Origin of the sequence: Paenibacillus castaneae (assembly GCF_002884445.1) — a bacterium.
Lineage (GTDB): Bacteria > Bacillota > Bacilli > Paenibacillales > Paenibacillaceae > Pristimantibacillus > Pristimantibacillus castaneae.
This window is the reverse complement of the sequence record NZ_KZ614144.1, coordinates 4,583,179-4,604,323: the sequence shown is the minus strand read 5'-3', so window position 1 is coordinate 4,604,323 and position 21,145 is coordinate 4,583,179. Positions and strand designations below refer to the sequence as shown.

General features: G+C 46.8%; 19 protein-coding genes. 13 read left to right on the top strand and 6 right to left on the bottom strand.

Annotated features, from left to right (window positions below):
* Positions 1-9: 9 nt before the first annotated feature.
* The 6 genes from CEF13_RS20660 to melA all read left to right on the top strand — a co-directional run bounded on the left by CEF13_RS20660 (position 10) and on the right by melA (position 5,949).
* Complete coding sequence (locus tag CEF13_RS20660; RefSeq protein ID WP_102716478.1) at positions 10-1,029, top strand: ABC transporter permease; 1,020 nt, start codon at positions 10-12, stop codon at positions 1,027-1,029.
* A gap of 1 nt (position 1,030) precedes the next feature.
* Entirely contained in the window at positions 1,031-1,954 is a 924-nt protein-coding gene (locus CEF13_RS20655) for an ABC transporter permease (RefSeq protein ID WP_102713543.1), read from the top strand.
* Between the two features lie 14 nt (positions 1,955-1,968).
* Complete coding sequence (locus CEF13_RS20650) at positions 1,969-2,643, top strand: sulfite oxidase-like oxidoreductase (RefSeq protein ID WP_102713541.1); 675 nt, start codon at positions 1,969-1,971, stop codon at positions 2,641-2,643.
* A 3-nt stretch (positions 2,644-2,646) separates the two neighbouring features.
* Positions 2,647-3,369 (top strand): nucleoside phosphorylase, encoded by a 723-nt coding sequence (locus CEF13_RS20645; RefSeq protein ID WP_102713539.1) that lies wholly within the window; start codon positions 2,647-2,649, stop codon positions 3,367-3,369.
* A 27-nt stretch (positions 3,370-3,396) separates the two neighbouring features.
* On the top strand, positions 3,397-4,317 hold the full coding sequence (locus CEF13_RS20640; protein ID WP_208414268.1) for an AraC family transcriptional regulator: 921 nt from the start codon (positions 3,397-3,399) through the stop codon (positions 4,315-4,317).
* 135 nt (positions 4,318-4,452) lie between these two features.
* Positions 4,453-5,949, top strand: a complete 1,497-nt coding sequence (melA, locus tag CEF13_RS20635) for an alpha-glucosidase/alpha-galactosidase (RefSeq protein ID WP_102713535.1) — start codon at positions 4,453-4,455, stop codon at positions 5,947-5,949.
* Here the strand turns inward: melA and CEF13_RS20630 are convergent.
* Positions 5,946-6,560 (bottom strand): 3'-5' exonuclease, encoded by a 615-nt coding sequence (locus CEF13_RS20630; protein ID WP_102713533.1) that lies wholly within the window; start codon positions 6,558-6,560, stop codon positions 5,946-5,948. The genes melA and CEF13_RS20630 overlap by 4 nt on opposite strands.
* A gap of 405 nt (positions 6,561-6,965) precedes the next feature.
* Here CEF13_RS20630 and CEF13_RS20625 point away from each other — a divergent pair, with 405 nt between their 5' ends.
* Both CEF13_RS20625 and CEF13_RS20620 read left to right on the top strand, forming a co-directional pair.
* A complete protein-coding gene (locus CEF13_RS20625; RefSeq protein WP_102713531.1) occupies positions 6,966-8,228 on the top strand; it encodes an MFS transporter in 1,263 nt (420 codons plus the stop codon).
* A 70-nt stretch (positions 8,229-8,298) separates the two neighbouring features.
* Positions 8,299-8,772, top strand: a complete 474-nt coding sequence (locus CEF13_RS20620; protein WP_102716477.1) for a DinB family protein — start codon at positions 8,299-8,301, stop codon at positions 8,770-8,772.
* 76 nt (positions 8,773-8,848) lie between these two features.
* On the opposite strand, the gene CEF13_RS20615 is transcribed toward CEF13_RS20620, so the two are convergent.
* From CEF13_RS20615 to CEF13_RS20605, 3 genes are read right to left on the bottom strand one after another with little or no spacing between them, the layout of a single operon-like run.
* A complete protein-coding gene (locus CEF13_RS20615) occupies positions 8,849-10,669 on the bottom strand; it encodes a CotH kinase family protein (protein ID WP_102713529.1) in 1,821 nt (606 codons plus the stop codon).
* Between the two features lie 18 nt (positions 10,670-10,687).
* Positions 10,688-11,410, bottom strand: coding sequence for a DUF4956 domain-containing protein (locus tag CEF13_RS20610; protein ID WP_102713527.1), 723 nt, complete (start codon positions 11,408-11,410; stop codon positions 10,688-10,690).
* A gap of 1 nt (position 11,411) precedes the next feature.
* Positions 11,412-12,125 carry a polyphosphate polymerase domain-containing protein gene (locus CEF13_RS20605; RefSeq protein ID WP_102713525.1) on the bottom strand — a complete coding sequence of 238 codons (714 nt, stop codon included), beginning with the start codon at positions 12,123-12,125 and terminating at the stop codon, positions 11,412-11,414.
* 168 nt (positions 12,126-12,293) lie between these two features.
* Here CEF13_RS20605 and CEF13_RS20600 point away from each other — a divergent pair, with 168 nt between their 5' ends.
* Positions 12,294-13,532 carry a purple acid phosphatase family protein gene (locus tag CEF13_RS20600; RefSeq protein WP_243864265.1) on the top strand — a complete coding sequence of 413 codons (1,239 nt, stop codon included), beginning with the start codon at positions 12,294-12,296 and terminating at the stop codon, positions 13,530-13,532.
* A 23-nt stretch (positions 13,533-13,555) separates the two neighbouring features.
* Positions 13,556-14,737 (top strand): acyl-CoA dehydrogenase family protein, encoded by a 1,182-nt coding sequence (locus CEF13_RS20595; RefSeq protein WP_102713523.1) that lies wholly within the window; start codon positions 13,556-13,558, stop codon positions 14,735-14,737.
* Between the two features lie 40 nt (positions 14,738-14,777).
* On the opposite strand, the gene CEF13_RS20590 is transcribed toward CEF13_RS20595, so the two are convergent.
* The gene (locus tag CEF13_RS20590) at positions 14,778-16,319 is read right to left on the bottom strand and encodes a sensor histidine kinase (protein WP_102713521.1); all 1,542 of its coding nucleotides are present in this window, start codon (positions 16,317-16,319) and stop codon (positions 14,778-14,780) included.
* Complete coding sequence (locus CEF13_RS20585; protein ID WP_102713519.1) at positions 16,316-17,002, bottom strand: response regulator transcription factor; 687 nt, start codon at positions 17,000-17,002, stop codon at positions 16,316-16,318. Before CEF13_RS20585 ends, CEF13_RS20590 begins: the two co-directional genes overlap by 4 nt.
* Before the next feature lie 150 nt (positions 17,003-17,152).
* Here CEF13_RS20585 and CEF13_RS20580 point away from each other — a divergent pair, with 150 nt between their 5' ends.
* The 3 genes from CEF13_RS20580 to CEF13_RS20570 all read left to right on the top strand — a co-directional run bounded on the left by CEF13_RS20580 (position 17,153) and on the right by CEF13_RS20570 (position 21,128).
* On the top strand, positions 17,153-17,722 hold the full coding sequence (locus CEF13_RS20580; protein ID WP_102713517.1) for a histidine phosphatase family protein: 570 nt from the start codon (positions 17,153-17,155) through the stop codon (positions 17,720-17,722).
* A 127-nt stretch (positions 17,723-17,849) separates the two neighbouring features.
* Positions 17,850-20,159 (top strand): glycoside hydrolase family 95 protein, encoded by a 2,310-nt coding sequence (locus CEF13_RS20575; RefSeq protein WP_243864267.1) that lies wholly within the window; start codon positions 17,850-17,852, stop codon positions 20,157-20,159.
* A 63-nt stretch (positions 20,160-20,222) separates the two neighbouring features.
* Positions 20,223-21,128, top strand: a complete 906-nt coding sequence (locus CEF13_RS20570; RefSeq protein ID WP_102713515.1) for a Gfo/Idh/MocA family protein — start codon at positions 20,223-20,225, stop codon at positions 21,126-21,128.
* Positions 21,129-21,145 lie beyond the last annotated feature (17 nt).

Sequence of the window (21,145 nt, the reverse complement as noted above, 5' to 3'; positions counted from 1 at the left end):
GGACGTTCAATGCTGCAGCCGCTGCTAGCTATCTTGGTTGGCTTAGCGGCAGGCGCAATCGCTATCGTCATCGTCGGGGGCTCCGTCATGGACACCTACGCAGAAATGTGGAAGGGCGCCTTTGGAAGCTTTTATTTTTTTACGAATACGCTTAGCAGAGCTACGCCGATTATATTGATTGGTCTTGGCGTCGCGCTTGCTTTTCGTGCTGGTTTTTTTAATATGGGCTCGGAAGGACAAATGGTACTCGGTGCGCTGAGCGCTGCGCTGACGGCTATTTATTTGCCGGGACCAGGCTGGTTTAAGCTTGTAGCAGCCATTATGGCGGGAATTATTTCCGGGGGAATATGGTCTGCTTTTGCTGGTTGGCTGGATGCCAAGTATAAGATGAATTTGCTCATTACGACCTTATTGCTTAATTATATTGCTACTCTTTTTGCAGGTTATATCGTATCCTACCCGCTTAAGGATCGGTCGGGTTCTGCCGCGATGGCGCAAACAGTTATGATTGACAAAAGCGTATGGCTGCCTAAGCTGTTCCACGGGATGAGCGTTCATGGCGGATTTATTATTGCTGCTGTCTCAGCAGTGCTGCTCTTCTTCTTTATGAAATTTACTGTTAAAGGCTATGAGATTCGAATGCTGGGCGGCAACCCTTTGTTCGCGAGCTACGGCGGCGTACAGCGCGGCAAAATGATGCTGCTCAGCATGTTCGTAAGTGGTGGCTTCGCAGGACTTGCAGGTTCTGTAGAGGTGCTCGGCACCCAATATCGTTATATAGACAGCGCATTAACCTCGCCTGGTTATGCTTGGTCCGGTATTATGGCTACGCTGCTAGCAGGCTCTCACCCGCTCGGCACTGCTGTTGCTGCCATATTGCTGGCAGCGCTGCAAACCGGCGGCATGGGCATGGAGCGCAACACTGACGTACCTCTGGAGGTTTCCAGCATTATTCAAGCTGTACTTATTTTATTCGTATCGGCAAAGCTGTCTTATTCATTCCTTAAGCGCAAGAAAGCGAGGTCATAGTATGGATCAAATATTTGATGTCTCGCTGTTTGCTTCAACGCTGCGAATGATTACTCCTATATTGCTAGCTGCGCTTGGCGGTGCAATTTGCGCTCGTGTAGGGTTGTTTAATGTAGGCTTGGAAGGACTTGTTCTCATTGGAGCATTCTCTGCAATCGTGGGCAATCATTTCACCGGAAATGTATTCCTAGCCGTTCTATTTGCTGTATTTTGCTCATTATTGTTTTCTATTCTATTCGGTTATATGAGTATACAACTCAAGGCGAATGTCATTGTTGTGGGGATCGCGCTTAACTTCCTCGCGCTTGGCTTAACGACATTCTCACTGCGTGCGGTCTTTAATGTGAAAGGCGCATACTACAACAAGGATATGGTTGGCCTGCCCAAATGGGATATTCCTGTGCTCAAGGATATACCTTGGCTGGGAGATGTATTATCCGGGCATTCTCCACTTGTTTATTTGTCTCTGGTGCTTGTTGTATTATTGCAGCTGTTTCTTTTTAAGACGGTTACAGGCTTCCGCCTGCTGGCTGCTGGTGAGAATCCAACTGCCGCTAAGAGCCTTGGCATTAAAGTAACTCGAATTCAATATGGCGCAGTGCTCATGTGCGGCGTATTATGCGGACTTGCAGGCGCTCAGCTTTCGCTCGGCAATGTAACGATGTTCACAGAGGGCATGACCTCTGGCAGAGGATTTATTGCGCTCGTTGCAACGATGCTGGGCCAGTCCAATCCGCTTGGCGTAGCTGCTTCCAGCTTGTTATTTGGCTTTATGGATGCACTGAGCATTAGGCTGCAGGGCTTCGCGCTGCCAACTCATTTCACTATGATGCTGCCTTATATCGTTACGATTGCGGCTATGCTTTTCTTCAAAGACAAAGGTTATATGCAGGAAGCGCGTAAATCGAATGAAAGCTCAAGGTAGAGGAGGTTCTCAGGATGCATAAAAAAGCAGAGCGTTTAAAAAAAGTGACTGCCGTTAAAAAAACAGAGCTTCCGCCTGAGCTTGCACATCGCGTGCCGCCAGGCCAGACCGTAACGGAGCGTTTCCCCATTCTGCATGAAGGTGAAGTTCCGCGCTACGATATAAATACCTGGTCGCTTCGAGTATTCGGAGAAGTAGAGCAGGAGCGCTCATTCCGCTTCGAAGAGCTGCTGGCGCTGCCGCAGACGAAGATCAAGTGCGATATTCACTGCGTTACACGCTGGTCCAAGCTCGATACAGAGTGGGAAGGTGTACGTTTCTCAGAGCTATTGAAGCATCTTGGCGTTAAACCGGATGCTCGTTACGTGATGATTCATGCGGATGAGGATTATGATACGAATGTACCGCTGGAGGATTTGCTGCATGAGGATGTGCTGCTTGCTCATCGCTTCGATGGTGAGCCGCTGACGGACAAGCATGGCTGGCCGCTGCGGCTGCTTGTGCCGCATTTATACTTTTGGAAAAGTGCAAAGTGGATTACTGGCATTGAGTTCATGAAGGAAGACCGTGAAGGCTTCTGGGAGCGCAATGGCTTTCATAATTATGCAGATCCCTTCAAGGAGCAGCGTTTCTCAAGCGATGAGAATATGATGCCCGAGGATGAATGGATCAAAAAGGAGTTTGATTAATCAATGCTGCCGATTTTAGAAGTAAATCCAGCTGATTTGCCGCCATATGCAATCGTATGCGGTGATCCGAGACGTGCGGAGGTTATCGCACAAAGGCTGACCAATGTTCGCGAGCTGGCTTACGCCCGTGAATACCGGACGTTTGTTGGTGATTATGAAGGCGTTCAACTAGCAGTAGTGAGCCATGGCGTAGGCTCGCCGGGCGCAGCCGTATGCTTCGAGGAGCTTATTCGCGGCGGTGTGACAACTCTTATTCGTGTTGGTACCGCTGGGTCCTATTCCGCAGATCACCCAGCAGGCAGCCTTGTCGTAAGTACGGCGGCCGTTCGAGCAGAGGGGCTTACACACCAGCTTGTTCCTGCGGGTTTTCCGGCTATTGCCGACAGCGCAGTTACAGAGGCACTTTACGAATCAGCACTTGAGAGTGAAGGTATTGTGAAGAAAGGGATTACTGTAACACTTGATGTGTTTTTCTCTGGCGTTGTAGAATTTCCGCATCGTCAATATAAGCAGGCGGGTGCTATTGCCGTTGAGATGGAGATTGCCGCTTTGTACGTCATTGCTTCGCTGCGCGGCGCTCGTGCAGGAGCGATCCTAGCGCTTGACGGCTATGCGGATTCTGATCTGGCGGGCGAATATGATCCACATACAGATGCAGTGGCGAAAGCGATTGAAAGAGAGATTGAAACAGCGCTGCGCGCTATGGCTAAGCTAGCAGCCAAATAAAGAAAATGCCGGTAGGTCTAGGAGGGAATGTTCGTGAGCGAGACGCTCTTTAAACCGGAATGGATGGCAGGTGATTCCTATCCGCATGTATTTGCTTATTATTTTAAGCAGTGGGCGGATTATTCGATGAGCTTTCATACCCATGATGCCATTGAAATCATGTATGTCATTTCTGGTCAATGCGGAATCGAGGTAGAGGCTACCAAGGCAGCCCCGGCGTGTGAAATGACACTGGGGAAGGGTGAATTTATTGTTCTCGACGCGAATATTCCTCATCGGCTTACAGTTGATGAGCGCGGACCTTGTCGAATGCTAAACGTAGAATTCGATTTCAGGGAACGTCAAACGGCGTTTCCTTCTATGCGCCAGCTTGCTTTAGAGGATGAATTAGTGGCCAGCTTGATCACTGAGCCGTCCTCTTATTTGTTTTTACGCGACCAAAGCGATCTGTACCCCGTACTGAAGAGTCTTGTGCTGGAGCTTGATAGCCGCGGCAAAAGTGTGAATGTGAGAACGGAGCTATTGTTCGCCCAGCTTATTGTGACAATTGCACGTATTCATCATGAGGCGAAAGCGAAGGGCATTAATCCGGCTAATCTTTATATGAAGCAAGCCATTGAATATATGCATCATAACTATGACCGCGATATTAGAGTTAAGGATATAGCTGCGGCTGTCAGCTTGCATCCGGGTTATTTGCATCGTCTTTTCCGCACGCAGCAGGGCCAATCATTAACTGGTTATTTAACGGAGCTGCGAATGGAGAAGGCCAAAATGCTGCTCCGTGAGACCGATATAGCCATCACTGATATTTGTGATTATGTAGGTGTAGGGAGCCGTCAATATTTCCATGCCATGTTCAAAAAATATTCGAATCAAACGCCGATTGCTTATAGGTACTCGGTCAATACGCAGCATTTGGACAGTCGGGGACGGATTGAAGAGTAAGAAAAAGTGACGATTTCTGACACTTAAGCAAGCAGATAGTCACAATATTGATAACGCTTTCTAATAATCGTTGCTACAATGTAGAGGAGATTTAAACTAATAACTCTATTAAACGATATTTGGAGGCTGATTGGCATGTCTACATTCAAAATTGCGTTTATCGGTGCTGGATCAATCGGGTTCACGCGCGGATTGATGCGTGATTTGCTTGCTGTTTCTGAGTTTCAGAACATCGAAATCGCATTTACAGATATTAATGCACATAATCTGGAGATGGTTACGGCTCTTTGCCAAAGAGATATTGAAGAAAATGGCTTATCGATAAAGATCCAATCGACAACAGATCGTCGTGAGGCGCTTGCGAATGCGAAGTACGTTATTTGTACGATCCGAGTTGGCGGGTTGGAAGCTTTCGCAACAGATGTGGATATTCCGCTTAAATACGGTATTGACCAATGCGTCGGAGATACGCTTTGTGCCGGCGGGATCATGTATGGGCAGCGGGGCATTGCCGAAATGATGAACATTTGCCGTGATATTCGCGAGGTGGCTGCGGAAGATGTGCTGCTGCTGAACTATGCCAATCCTATGGCGATGATGACTTGGGCATGCAATAAGTACGGCGGAGTGCGAACGATTGGACTTTGTCATGGTGTACAGGGCGGACATTGGCAAATTGCTGAAGCGTTTGGATTGAAGCAGGAGGAAGTTGATATTATTTGCGCAGGAATCAACCATCAGACCTGGTATATCCAAATTAAGCATAACGGTGAGGATTTGACGGGAAAGCTGCTTGAGGCATTCGAGAAGCATCCGGATTTCAGCCGCACGGAGAAGGTTCGGATCGATATGCTGCGCCGCTTCGGTTATTACAGCACCGAGTCGAACGGTCATTTGAGCGAATATGTGCCTTGGTATCGTAAGCGGCCGGAGGAAATCAATGATTGGATTGATCTTAGCTCTTGGATTAACGGAGAAACAGGCGGCTACTTGCGTATTTGTACAGAGGGCCGGAATTGGTTCGAAACGGATTTCCCGAACTGGATGAAGGACCCTGCGAATGAATTTAAGAGTGAGCTGCGCAGTCATGAGCATGGCTCGTACATTATTGAGGGGCTCGAGACGGGACGAGTATACCGAGGTCACTTTAACGTCGAGAATAAAGGTGTTATTGCCAACCTGCCATCGGACGCAATCATTGAAGCGCCAGGTTATGTTGACCGCAATGGCGTATCAATGCCGACAGTCGGCGACCTGCCGCTTGGTGCTGCTGCCGTATGCAATGTAAGCATTTCGGTACAGCGCCTCGCAGTTGAAGCAGCTATTCACGGCGATGATAAGCTGCTGCGGCAAGCGTTCATGATGGATCCTCTAGTGGGGGCTGTATGTAATCCAAATGAAATATGGCAGCTTGTCGATGAAATGCTGGTAGCGCAGGAGAAGTGGCTGCCGCAGTATTCAGATTCGATCGCTGCAGCTAAGAAGCGCCTGATTGAGGGCCCGCTGCTCCCAACACGCGATTATCAAGGCGCAGCACGCCTTAAAGTGAAAACAGTGGAAGAGATGCAGCAGGACCGTGATGCCGCTAACAAGAATGCGGGAGAATCAGATAAAGGGAAAGAGCGCGTCTAACGAGCCGCGTATTTCAGTTCGATGGCTTGAAGCTTCGCCCCTGGCGGGCTCCAAGCCGGCGGACCGAATTTCTTCAAATAAGCGAGCGTATTAAGCTGCTCGGAAACGGCCTGCTCCTCGTCAAGCTTACGGAAAAGCTCCCAGCAAGCGATGACATCATTGAGCGCTCGATGTCCGCCGACTAATGGAATGCCATATCTGCTGCACATATCCGATAGTGTATGAGGATATACATGTCTAGCTCGGCTTAGTGTTAATGTATCAATAAAGCTGTTATGAAAAGACCTTCCTGCAATTCGAAGCAAGGAATGATGTAAGAATCCGAGGTCAAAGGCTGCATTATGAGCAATGATTACGTTATCGCCAAGCATGCGATTCAATATACGAAATGCTGTATCCTCATCCATGCCTGTTGCGGTCATCTCATCCGTTATGCCGGTTAGCTCTGTAATTTTGGCAGACAGCTTGCCATCATAGCGGACGAGCGTACTGAACTCACTAGCGATCTCTCCATCGACGCAGCGGATCGCCGCCATCTCGATGACTCGATCCTTCTTAGGATCAAGCCCGCTCGTTTCGAAATCAATAACGGTATAGGAATGCTTTGTCATAGTTGTTTCACCACTTTTTCTAGTAATAGATTGTAGACTCTTAAATATTCTACAAAAAGAGCTGTAAACCCTTTAGAAGTGCTAGATATAATCATTCTATTTAATAAATAAACCCTTATTGCTCCCGTTAATCAACAGGAGAAGAAGGGTTTTTTAATTGTTGAATAATAGGTTTTGACGGGGCAAGCCGTTTTCCACCTTTCTTTCAAGTTGGAGATGTAGGTCGAATCATGCGAACAACGGATTAAAACAGTGATTAGCATTCTTTATACTGCCTACACGCAAGGAGACAGACAATTTTGAAGCAGAGAGCGCTTTCTTTGAACAGAGGATAACGTACGTATGTGATAAAATAAACAAAAAAGACAACGTTAACCAATTGGCGAGCAACGGGAGAGGCTGCAAATGCGGATGGGATCGGGTTTATGGTCAAGATTAGGCATGTTGAAGGGAGCTCCGCTACCACCTGAAAGTAAGCTGGGGAAGGATGCAATTACCGCGTTGTGGATTCACTGCTGTTTTCAATTTGGCGCTTCCATGTCAGGCTTGTTTCTTAATTTGTATTTATGGCGGCTGACGCAAAATCTAGTCGTGAACGGCGTGTATAATATTACAGTGTTTTTAGTTACGCCATTTGCGTTCGCACTCGGCGGATGGATTGCCAAAAAACGAGATCGAATGGTCACTTATCGCCTAGGTATTGTTATGATTGCAATCTTCTATTTCATGGTTGTCATTGCTCAGGAGCAGGTAGCTCATTATTATATTTGGTTTGCTATATTTAACGGATTCGCTGCGGGATTTTATTGGACTGGTTATTTAGTTATTCAATACGATGTATCGACAGAAGCGAACCGGATTCGGTTTCTGGCTGTTAATATGATTGTATTCAATACCGCCGGCCTTGCCGGACCTGCGCTTGCGGGTTTCATTATTCAGCGGAGTGAAGGATTGCAGGGATATATTATTATTTTTACATTGGCCTTTATTATGTTTCTTATTGCTGCGCTAGTGAGCTTCCGCATACCGAAGATCCAATCCCATCATAAAGCTTATTACTTGCGGTTTATGGGGCTGGTCATGCACAAGAACAAGCGCTGGCTAAAGGCACTTTATAGCTTTTTTATACTTGGGCTATTTCAAGGCATTATGCTTTTTTTGCCTAATATTATGCTGTTCCGGACAGTTGGCCGCGAGGACTGGGTCGGTTATTTGGGTGTATTCTTCTCAGCCTTAACTGTTGCGACTGGCTATGTCATCTCACGAAAGGCACAGAAGGAGCATGTGAGGAAATACGTATTGCTATCGACAACAGGCGTCGCACTCGGCGCATCATTGCTTCTCATACAAGTTGAATTCTGGTCCGTGGCGATGTTTATGATTCTGTTCTCGATATGCAACCCGCTTGCCGTAAATACACTGACATCTTACTATTACAGACTAATAGGTACGCTGCCGCTTAAAGGCCAGCTGCGCGTGGAGTCAGTCGTTATGCGTGAGCTGTTTCTGAACGTAGGAAGGGTTGTGTCGATCACGCTGCTTCTAGTGCTGGCCCATGACATGGCATCAATCTGGCTGCCAATCGTGTTGTTTGGCATGGCTGTCATGCAGTATGTATGTGTATTTCTTATTCAGGAGAAACAGAATGCGGAGAACAGCGTCGAATAAGGATAAAATAGTAGCTACTGCCTACTTGTTTAACCTTCAGGCTGCTAATCAACTTAAGGAGGATATTACGATGAGCTATGATTTTAACAGGGACTGGTTATCCAAAAAGTTCGAAGAAATCCAGAGGCGAATCCTTAAAGCGCTGCAGCAGCTTGATGATGAGCAAGTGAATTGGAGACCGGATCATACGAGCCATAGCATATCGACTCTAGTAAAGCATATAGATGGAAACATTCAAGAAAGAATCATGAAAGGAATCCTCCATCAAGATGTAAATAGAAATCGTGAGGATGAACTAAAACCAACTTATATCAAGAAGTCAGAGTTGGAGAGTGTTATTCAACACAGTCTGCAGCTGGTCATTAATACGGTTAATCAAATTACCGATGAACATTTGGAACAAAAACAAGTGGTGAGAAATAGGGAAAGATCAAATCTGGATATGCTGCATCAGTGTGCGGCACATTACTCGGAACACATGGGTCAAATATTTTATATTGCAAAGCAGATTCTAAAAGAGAATTACAAATCTACATCCATATAACGTACATATATTAGATATAAAAAGATCGCAATCCATCCTGCTATTTTTGCAGAATGGAGCGATCTTTTTGGTTATGTTATATTCGTTTACGCTTGTAAAATACGACGAAAGCACAGGAAAGCAGCAGAACAATAATTGCGATTCCGGCAGTAGCCGCCTCTTTGGCGCTGCCCTGAGGCTGAGCGGCGGTTTGTCCTCCTGGGAAGCCGCCCATGCCACCACCGCCCATGCCGCCCTGCATGTTCGGTCTGCCGCCCCCGAAACCGCCCTGCATGCCGTCAGGCATTTGGCCGTCCGGCGGCACCATGCCCTCTGGGAGAGCATTTCCATCAGGAGGTACCATTTCGCCGGGAGCACCCTGCCCGTTAGGAGCCGCAGTGCCAGTGTCGCCTTCTGCGACTTGGCGGATTACTGCAGATGCTCCGGTTTCCATTTCAGCCGTTTGAATGTTGGTCGTCATGGCTGATTTGCTGCTGCTTTGAAAGGATGCAGCAGTAGTGTCTGCTCCTCCAGCTTGGCCGGCACCTTTCTGCGTATTCTGTGGAGTGTTGCCCATGCTGCGATTTCCGCCGCCCATACCGCGGCCGCCTCCGCCGCCAAATCCACCGCCCATACCGCCGCTTGCTGAGCCGGAACCATCACCGGAAGAAGCGATCGTGCCGTCAAGCTGCTGCTTAATAGAGCTTGTTTGTGTTTTGTTAAACGAAACAACCTGCGTTACACCTTGCTCAAATTGCTCATAGGTGTAGAACGCGGAAGGGTCCGCTTTAACATAAGATGAAATCATATTTTTAATCTCTTCCGTTCTTGCCTGGAAAGTATCTTCGGCTAAATAGCCCTCTATCATTTCTTTAATAATCTCATGATATTTTTCCTTGTATGCATCTACTTTAAGCAACTTATCGATGAGAGGACGGTCTGTCAAAGTGACTGTTGTAGGCTCGTCAATAAGAACGCCAGTCCCGCCAAATACACCGAATGACATATTGTAGTCCCACGGCAAAATATTGAATTTGCCCTCGTCCTCATACAAATAATAGTTATGCTTTTTCTCGGATAAGTAGCTGTCAAAGTTGCCGGCTACTGCGTTCAACGCAATAAATTTCAATACTTCCTCGACATCGAGAACGCTCTCATAGTCACTGCCGTTATTCAGCTCATCCAGTATATCGAGCAGAATGTCATTATTGGACTTATCCGATTTCAAATCAAGTCCCGTATACGATTTCATGTTCCCAAGCCAGTTAAGCTCACTGCCTGTACCGCCATTTGCTTTATAGAGAGCGCCGTAGGAATTGCCGAAATTACGCTTGAGATAAGCATCCCCAATTTGCTCTATCGCTAAGTAAAAGCCCCAAAGCTCGTTATTCACATAGACGTTCACATATGAAAACTTAGGTGTAGGGAGCCCCATTTGCTCCGCCAGCTCGTAGGAGAGGAACTCTCTCATATACGAGGCATCACTGAAATTATTGTTTAAATTGACTTTGCTTATGCCCTGCATCGTCTGATTCACATATTCATCGAAAGAAATTTTTAAGCTGTACCGGTCGGAGTCGGCCATATTAACAACGCTGCTCAAGCTTAGATTGCCTTTTGTCCGAATAGCAACGTTATCAAATTTTTGTCCGTTATATTCCACCGAAGCTGTTTTGTACTCTTCCGCGCTCGCATTGTCCATCATATCCTGAAAATCATCTGGATCAATCGTAATTTTAACATCTACAATCTTGTCCTTCGGAAAATAGATCTCATCGAGCTTTTGCTCATCCGCTGATTTCTCGGTTACTGACGTCCCGGGATCTGAGGATGCGCTGCCTGCTGCACATCCCGAGAGTCCAATGATCAGGAGAATGGAGCAAAAGCATATAAACCAAGCATTAGCTTTCGCCTTCATTTGAACACCTCCTGATTATTAGGATACATAGTCGCCGCTATAGCTTATAAGCACAGCATTGCGCACGCCTGCCATGTCCGTCAATTGATTAACGAAACGGCCAGTCTCATCACAAAGACGTACCTCAAGCGTCATTTCAATATTGCCTTTAGTAACGGTTTTTTGCTTCACGTTATAACGTTTGACTAGTGTGCCGACTTGTCTATGAACAAGCTGCTCCGTAGCATCCGTATCACAGTTGACGACAAGCAGATAAGGGGTTTCAACGGAACCGCCTTTAACGAAGAAGAATAGGATGAGGCCGATTACGATTGAACCGATAACCGCAAGCGTGTAGAAGCCTGCTCCTGTAACGATACCAGCAACTGCTGCCCAGAATAGGAAAATAAGATCAGTTGGATCTTTGATAGGCGTTCTAAAACGAACAATAGACAGCGCGCCCACCATACCGAGCGATAGAACGAGGTTAGAGTTGATTGCAATAATTACGGTAGCTGTAATCATCGTCATGCCGATTAAGGAGACGTTAAAGCTCTTGGAATAAAGCACTCCGCTAAATATTCTTTTGTAAAGCAAGTAAATGAAAAATCCTAGCACAAATGCGACAGCAAGTGTAATTAATATTTTGGAAAGGCTAATATCTGAAGTGAAGTTATCAACCACCGAGCTTTTAAATAGGTTGGCAAAGCTTGTTTTGTTTGTTGTTTCGGCAGCAATAGCTGTTGTCGTCGTGGTTTCCATTTTACTGATCCTCCCAAGTGTTGTATTTCAGAAATTTACGGCAAATGACGTATTTTGAAGCTGACTGTCGGTTCAGTCCTTCAAGCTGCAAAGCGATTTTGATAAAAGCAGGAATATATCCATCAAATTTCACTTCAAGAATAATCATTTCATTGTCAATGGCTTGAATAGGGTCTAAGGTTTGATCGAAAATATCGATAGCATGCAGACCGGTTCGGAGATTTTTGTCAAAGGTTATTCGAACGTTGCCGTTATCGTACACATAAGGCTCGCGAACGTAATCAACAATTACTTTGGGCCTTAAGAGATTATGCTTCATCTCATTATGAATCTCGTTAAGCAGAGGCTTGTTGCCTTCTTTTAATACATCAAATTGGCCGGCGATAAGCTGATCATACATAGCTCTCGTAAGCGGCTCCTTCACTTTAGCAATGTAGTCTTTGAATTTGATTTTTTTCTCAAAATGAATGATATTATCGTTTCCGTTATAAATACGTATGCGGTATTTGGAGCGATCTCTTATTCCGCCTTGCTTCTCATGCAGGGCTTTGTTGTTAATATCATCAAAGTACAGGCTGCGTATATGGTATTCGCCTGATGGTCCAACATGCTTGTCTGGCTGCATGAGGTCTTTCAGCCTTTGACGAATAATGAAATACTGATGATGATTAATAAAAAATTTAAGTTCATTGCGATAGTTGAGATTTGTATTCATTTCACACCTCTTTTCTAGTTCAGCGCCGTTCATCTCTCTTACAAATGCAATTGTACTTGTCTTTACTTATTCTTAACTTAAGGTCGGCTGAAAGATTGCTGAATGCGCTGATCGTGGATTTATTGATAGAATAGAATAAAGATTGAAGGCTATTAAGGAGGCGTTAGGTTGAGGAAACGGAAAGACGTCATGGCACTGGCAGCTTGCTGCTTCGTACTGGTTCTTGGCTTAATAGGCCTGGAATGGTTCAAAGCAGAGAAATCGATAAAGCCCTATGCGATCGTGACGACATTCAAAGGCGATCCGCAGAGGAGCCGCGCATTTACTTGGTATAGCAACCATGCACAGGATGAAGCAATCATTCAGCTAATGGAAGGAAAAACGGCGGATAGCTGGAATACAGATAAGGTAATAACGTTTACTGGTACGACAACAACTGCGAATGGAACAAAACGATTTGTTCATAAGGTAGAAGCAACGGGGCTGAAGCCAGGTACTGCTTATACATACCGGGTAGGAAGCGGAGAGGATAAGAGTTGGAGTGATGCGGCTGTATTTCAGACTGCTTCGATAGACCAAAATGATTTCACCTTCATTAATGTTGCGGATTCGCAAGGAGTAACGGAGCAGGATTTCGAGCTGTGGGGTGCAACATTAAATAAAGCATTCGCAATCTTTCCAGAAGCGGCATTCATCGTTCATAATGGTGATTTTACCGAGAATCCGAAGGATGAGCAGGGGTGGACTTATTTATTCGCCAAAGCTAAGAAATGGGTAATGCAGGTGCCGCTCATGCCGGTCACCGGCAATCATGATGAAGTGGACGGCGGAGCGGAGCCCTTCATCTCACATTTCAATGTGCCGGATAACGGAGCCGATGGCTCTATTGCGGGAACGACCTATTCCTATGATTACGGATCCGTTCATTTCACGATGCTGAACTCGGAATCGAATATTAAGGAGCAGACGAAATGGCTGAAGCAAGACCTTGAGAGCACGGATAAGCCTTGGACAATCGTTGCAGTTCATCAAGGTCCGTATGGAGGCAATACCTATAAGAAGGTGAAGGGCTGGACGGAGCTGTTCGACGAATTCGGCGTTGATTTGGTGCTTCAAGGACATAATCATGAATACTCAAGATCCTATCCGCTTCGTGGCGGCGAAATTGTTGGAAACGGCGAGGATACGGTGTTCAACCTTGAAGGAACGGTATACGTTGTAACGAATGCAGCCGGACAGAAATTTAACGAGAAGAAGGACGACCAGTTCTATCATAAGGTTCATTTCCAAAATGATAAGCAGATGTTTGCGGGTATTCGAATAAACGGAGATACGCTGACCTTTCAGGCATATGATGTGGATGGCAACAAGCTGGATGAATTCATGCTGAAGCATGAAACAATATAAAAAGTTTGGAGAGATGAGTACAGATGACACCAAAGGCACAGATAGATCGGTTTGTACGTAACGAGCGGGAAGCGCGTATTGCCGCAGAAATAGACGAGCTAGCGAAGAAATTTGCCGAAAGATCAACAAAACATGATAGGGAGGGCTCCTTTCCGCATGAGAACGTTGCAGATTTGCGGCAGGCCGGATATTTAAAGCTGACCGTCCCGAGAGCCTATGGTGGGGATGAAGCATCGCTGTATGAGCTGGTGCTGGCACAGGATCATTTGGCTAGGGGAGACGGCTCGACGGCGCTTGCTGTCGGGTGGCATCTTGGACAGGTGATGCAGCTTCGAATAAACGAATCATGGCCAGATGAGCTGTATCGCAGCTTATGTGAGGAGATAGTCGGTAAAGGCGTGACGATTAACAGCTTTGCTAGTGAACGAGCGACGGGCAGTCCAAGTAGAGGCGGCAAGCCGGAAACGTCAGCGGTTCGCACGGAAGCGGGATGGTTGATCAGCGGCCGCAAGACGTATAGTACGCTAAGTCCGGACGTCACTTATTTCACATTGTCCGCATCCATTGAAGGGGAGGATCGGATAGGAGAGTTTTTGGTTCGTATGGGCTCAGGCATCACGATTGAGGAAACATGGGATACCCTAGGGATGCGGGCGACAGGAAGTCATGACCTTGTGCTCGATAATGTGTTCGTGCCTCATGGCGAGACGTTGGAAGGTGCCGAAATAAAATCAAAAGCGGGGACCGCCTATGACAGCGCTCCGCTTCTGCACATTCCGGCTTGTTATATAGGGATTGCACATGCAGCCCGTGATTTCGCGATTAAATTCGCCAAAAATTATCGACCGAACAGCCTGCCCGGCCCCATATCCGAGCTGCCTAATATTCAGCGTCAAATCGGTGAAATGGAAGCCGAGCTGATCACAGCCCGCACGCTCTTGTATAGCGTCGCTGACCGATGGGACCACGTTCCATCGGAGCGCTCAGCTCTAAAGCAGGAGCTTGGCCTTGCCAAATATGTGGCGACGAATAGCGCGATTCATATCGTCGATAAGGCAATGCGAATTGTTGGTGCGGCGAGCTTGTCCCGTAAGCTGCCGCTTGAACGCATGTATCGTGATGTTAGAGCCGGGCTGCATAATCCGCCGATGGACGATATTGCACTGAATAATTTGGCACAGCGCGCGATTGCAGAGGAAAACTGAAAGTGATAATGCGTCAATAGAGCAAACGGAGGCCGTTTTCTCATTCCCGTTCCAATGGAGATCGACCTAATGGAAGCAAGATTCGAAAGGCCGTTCCTTCGCCGGGATGACTGACAACCTCGATCGTCCCTCCATGCGCATCGATAATGGATTTGGAAATGGCGAGGCCTAAGCCGGCGCCGCCGTTTTTGCGGGTTCGTGACGATTCACTGCGATAGAACCGCTCGAACAAATGAGGAAGATGCTCTTCCTGAATGCCGACTCCATTGTCTTCGATAATTAGTTTGGCATTGTTGTCTTCATGGCTTAGTGTTAATGCAATCATGCCAGCGTCGGAATCGGTATGCTGCACCGCGTTAAGAAATATGTTCAATATGACTTGCTTGAGCTTATCTGAATGGTAGAAGCCGCTCACTCTTTGAGCAATGACAATTTGAACGTTGCGATTGCCGGCGAGAATAGCGAGCTGAGGTTCCATTTCCAGCAGCAGCTTATCGAGCTGAGTCTCCGTGAGCAGCAGCTGCTGATCTTGATCCAGCTTGGCCAACGCGAGAAGATCTTCTACCAGCTTATTCATGCGCCCTGATTCAAGCTGTATGCTCATAAGAGCGCGCTTCAGCTGCTCGGGATTCGTTGCGGCACCGCGCAGGAGCACTTCAAGAAAGCCATGAATCGATGTCATAGGCGTTCTAAGCTCATGCGAAGCATCAGCAACAAATCTACGCATCCGCTCGGTCAATTTCCGCTCTTCCTCGAATGCGGTATCGAGCCGCTGCAGCATGCCATTGAATGCCTCGGACAAGCGGTCGATTTCTTCTTGGCCTTGGTCAATCGGCAATCGTTCTGTAAGATTGCCTGCATGCGTTTCTTGAGTCGCCTGCACAACCCTGAACAAAGGCTGAAGCGTTCGACGAAGCAGCGGCAAATAAAGAGCTAGTCCAGCTGCGAGTGCGAGGATGGCAAGTACAGTAAATATCGCAAGCTGGGTTAACAGGAGCTGCCGCAGGGAGTCGGTCTCGGTGCTGACCTGAATAATGCCTTCAGCTTTGCCTGGCGGTCCGGCAAGCCGATAAACGACAAGCTGCTCCGTACCTTCGGCATTTCTAACAACCTTGTAATTTAAGGGTTTGCGATCCAGCAGGTCCTGCTTAATAAGATCATATTGCTCGGTTGATAGCAATGGCGCGCTTGTCCCGCTATTTTTGGATAAATCGGTAATCATGCCGTTCAAATCAACAAAAACAAATGAAAGGCCCGGCTGATACAAAATCGGCAGATCGGGACGATCTCTTTGCGGATTATTATCTGTTGAAGGATGTTCATCATTATTAGGCGAATGCCGATTATCGGGAGTATGGCTGTTGTTTGAGTTGATGAACCAATCAATCGGCATCGCCATAATTTGCGTACTTAGTGCTTCAGCTTTATTCTTATAAATAAAATCCTTCATTAATACATATTGAAGAACGCCGATTAGGAGAAATAAAACGGCTAGGATGAGCAGGGATCGGCTTAACAGCTGGTAGCGAAGGGAACGAGGCGAGAAGAGGCGAATCAAACGGTTAGACTGCAGCTTGCTCATAATAAGTCCATCCGATAGCCTGCACCTCGAAGCGTCCGAATCAACCGATGCTCCTTATCATTTAATTTATCGCGGAGGGAGCGGATGTACACCTCGACAATGTTCTCTTCGCCGCCGAACTGATAGCCCCATACCTTGTCCAAAATAAGCGATTTGCTCAAAACAACACCATTGTTCATAATAATGAAGCGTAGAAGCTCGTATTCGGTAGGGGATAATTCAAGTATTTCTTCTTTGTAAATAAGCTCCTTACGGCGATCATCGAGGCGAAACGGGCCATAGGTAACCTCTCCAAGCAAATATGGAAATTGATTGCGCAGCCTGGCTCCGATGCGTGCTAGAAGCTCGCTGAAGCTGAACGGCTTAACGAGGTAATCGTCAGCGCCGAGCGTCAGCCCCTTCACGCGATCGTCCACTTCATCCTTGGCTGTCAGCATAATAACTGCAATGTTGTCTCCCGTGGCACGCAGCGCGTGACATACTTCAAAGCCATTCATGCCGGGCATCATAATGTCCAATATAACAACATGGGGCTGGAAAGCAGCTGCTTCCTGAAGAGCGGTTTCTCCATCATACGCGACTCGTATTTCAAATCCTTCATTGATGAGTCCAAGCTCCAAAAACTGTACAATATTTGGCTCGTCATCTACCAGCAATATTTTAATCCCGTTAAAAGATGCCATAATCTATTCCTCCTGTAGCATGAGTTCTTCTCTATTATCAGCTTTTTCTGCACAAGATGCACGCAGCAGCATGGAATTTCAGTAAACTTTCAGCCAAGACTTATGTATGCTTAATAATAACAATTCCATTCCATTTTTAAGGAGGACTTTATGCTTACACATATTTATATGGTGAGACATGCTGAATCGGAATTTGTATTTGGCAATGAAAGAAGCAGAGGACTTACCCCTGAAGGTGTTGCAGAAGCTAGAAAGGTCGCGGTATTGCTGGATGACATAGAAGTACATTACATGGCTTCCAGTACTTATGCTAGAGCAGTGCAAACCATCCAATATTTATCCGAGAGTAAAAATATAGACATCATAGAGTATGAGAATTTAAGAGAAAGGGCTATTAAGGGCTTAGATTATAAGGCGCCATGGGAAGAGCTGCTAGCAGCAATTAAACGATCGTTTGAAGATCTGGATTATGCTCTTGCGGGCGGTGAATCTACGAGGGAAGCCCAGAACAGGGCCATACCGATTATAGACAAGCTGCTGGAGGATTACCGAGGCAAAAATGTAGTCATAGGAACACATGGAAATATAATGACGATCATCATGAACTATTACGATAATCGTATGGGATACGAATTCTGGGATAGCACTTCAAAACCTGATATTTATAAGATGGCCTTTATGAATAATCAATTACAAAGCATAGATAGAGTGTGGAAATGATTAGCTAAAGACGCAGCTGGATTACATTAGTTTTGTACATGGAAACCTTAGTTTCGTCCATCGCTATAAATTGAATGCGCTTTTATAATTGATGCAGCGAGAGAAAAGATGAAATGGAGTTGTAAAGATGGCAAAGCAGATGGAAAATCTATTATGGTATAAACAACCAGCGAAAGTATGGGAGGAAGCACTGCCCATCGGGAATGGGAAACTTGGCGGCATGGTATTCGGTGATCCTATACAGGAGCGTATTGCTCTAAATGAGGATAGTGTATGGTATGGAGGGCCGCGTGATCGAAACAATCCCGATGCTCTAGCCAATCTAGCGAAGATTCGCGAATTGCTGAAAGAGGGCAGATTGCGCGAAGCGCAGGATTTATCGGCGATGGCTCTGTCCGGCATACCGGAGACACAGCGCCATTATATGCCGCTAGGTGATATAATGCTTGCCTTTCATTATTCAGGAGCCGATGAACCAAGCGATTATCGCCGAGAGCTTGATATTATGAACGGAGTAGCGACTGTTTCCTATCGATTAGGTGATATGGTCTATAATCGAGAAACCTTTGCTAGCTATCCAGATGAAGCCCTCATCACCCGTTTAACGGCGGACAAGCCAGGAAGCATCAGCTTCACAGCCCGTTTAATGCGGGGTCGGAGTCGTTATTACGATGATATTGCAAAAGAAGGCCAGGATACGATCATCATGCGCGGCACCTGCGGAGGGGCAGGCGGTTCGGAATTCAGAGCGGCATTGCGTGCGGTCGCACAGGGCGGGAAAGTATCGATAATCGGTGAGCATCTTATCGTAGAAGGTGCAGACAGCGTAACGCTGCTGCTGACGGCTGCAACAACATATCGGCATGCTGATCCGGAGGCCTATGTCATTCAAGCCGGTGCGATTGCAGCTAAAGCCGAATATGAAGCGCTGAAGCTGCGTCATATTCGGGATTTTGCAGCTTTGGCTAACCGTGTCCAGCTTCATCTCACATCTGGAAAGGACGCTGTGGCAGCATTGTCCACGGATGAACGGCTTAAGCTTATTCAGAACGGTGAGACAGATTTAGGGCTCATGGCGCTTTATTATCAATACGGAAGATATCTATTGATATCCAGCAGCCGTCCGGGCTCATTGCCAGCTAATCTGCAAGGGATTTGGAATGAGCATATGCTCCCGCCTTGGGACAGCAAATATACGATTAATATCAATGCGCAAATGAACTATTGGCCTGCTGAAGCGGGCAATCTAGCCGAGTGCCATGAACCATTATTCGATCTGATCGAACGGATGCGGGAGCCTGGTAGAGCAACGGCTAGAGCGATGTACGATTGCAGCGGCTTTGTAGCACACCATAATACGGATATATGGGGGGATACGGCTCCACAGGACATTTATTTGCCAGCTTCTTATTGGACACTTGGAGCAGCATGGCTCTGCCTGCATATGTGGGAGCATTATGAATATGGTCTTGATCTTGTTTTCCTTGGGCGAATTTATCCGACCTTAAAGGAATCTGCTTTATTTTTTGTGGATTATTTGACTGAGACTGAAGATGGCTTGCTTGTCGGTATCCCGTCCGTGTCTCCAGAGAATACATATATTCTGCCAAACGGAGAATCAGGAACTTTATGTATCGGAGCATCGATGGACAGCCAGATATTATTTGAATTGTTCACCGCATGCACGGAAGCTGCGAAAGCGCTCGGAATGGACGAAGCGGAGCAGCTGCAATGGGCTCAAATAAGAGACCGTTTGCCGCAGCCAGCTATAGGGAAGCACGGACAAATACAAGAATGGATGGAAGATTACGAGGAAGCGGAGCCTGGCCATCGCCATATTTCACATTTGTTTGCGCTACATCCAGGCAAACGATTCACAGTAAGGGGGACGCCAGAGTGGGCAGAGGCCTCCAAGGTTACGCTGGACAGGAGACTTGCAAATGGCGGTGGCCATACTGGCTGGAGCAGGGCATGGATTATTAACTTCTGGGCTAGGCTTGAAGACGGCGAGAAAGCTTACGAGAACATAGAAGCGCTGCTTAGCCATTCGACGCTTCCGAATTTGCTGGATAATCATCCGCCGTTTCAAATTGACGGAAACTTCGGTGGTGCTGCGGGCATGTCGGAAATGCTGCTGCAAAGTCATGCTGGCGAGCTTCATTTACTGCCGGCTTTGCCCGCTGCATGGGCAGAAGGTGAGGTTAAAGGAGTGCGCGCCAGAGGCGGCTTCGAGGTTGATATCCGCTGGTCGCGAGGCAGGCTGGAAGAAGCGCGTATACGTGTGGTTAAGGACACTTCATGTATACTAAGAACCAGCTGTCAGGTTTCAGTAACAGACGATGGCGATCAGCTCCATTGCAAAACATCTAGTGTTGGAACAGCAGAATGGACTGCAGTAGCTGGGCGGGAATATGTTGTGCGGTCTTCTGAGATTTGAGATATAGATAGGAGCTAATCCACTGAAGGATCCCACAAAAGTATATTAATCGGGGTGCAAAGCATGTCTAACATAATAAAGATCGGTATTATCGGGCTTGATACTTCGCATGTGCTTGCGTTTACACAATTAATCAATGATCCAAAGCATGAATACCATGTACCTGGCGGGCGAATTGTAGCTGCGTTTCCAGGCGGTTCGCCTGATTTTGAATTGAGCATTTCGCGAGTTGAAGGCTATACAGATCAGCTGCGAGAGCAGTTTGGTGTTCGTATCGTAAATAGTCCGCAAGCGGTAGCGGAAGCTTGTGACGCGATACTACTGGAATCTGCGGATGGACGCGTTCATTTGGAACAATTCCGGCTAATTGCTCCGTATGGCAAACCAGTATTTATTGATAAGCCGCTTACGGTTTGTTCAGAGGAAGCGAGAGAAATTGTGGCACTAGCGAAGCAGTATGCCATTCCCATTATGAGCACATCCGCACTTCGATTTGCAGAGGGCTTTGTGCAAACGCTGCAGGCACCTAATAAATCACCTATTATCGGCGCAGATATTTATGGTCCAATGACGATAGAGCCTACCCAAAAGGGTTACTTCTGGTATGGCATTCATACGGTGGAAATGCTTTTTACCGTTCTCGGGAAAGCGTGCGAGAGCGTTATGGCATTTTCTAATGAGGATTATGATGTCCTTGTAGGGAGATGGAGTGATGGCAGAATAGGAACCATTCGCGGAAATCGTGTCGGCAATATGAAATTCGGAGCAACCATTCACCGAGAGACGGAATGCGATTTCGTTGATGTATCCTCCCATTCCAAGCCTTACTACGCCAGCTTAATGGAACGTGTGATAACGATGTTCCAAAGCGGGAAACCGGTAATGGATATGGAGGAGACTTTGCAAATCATTCGATTTATAGAAGCCGCTAATGAAAGCCGAACAATATCAGCTGCAGTTATGCTTTAGTTGCTGCACCAGCCTCC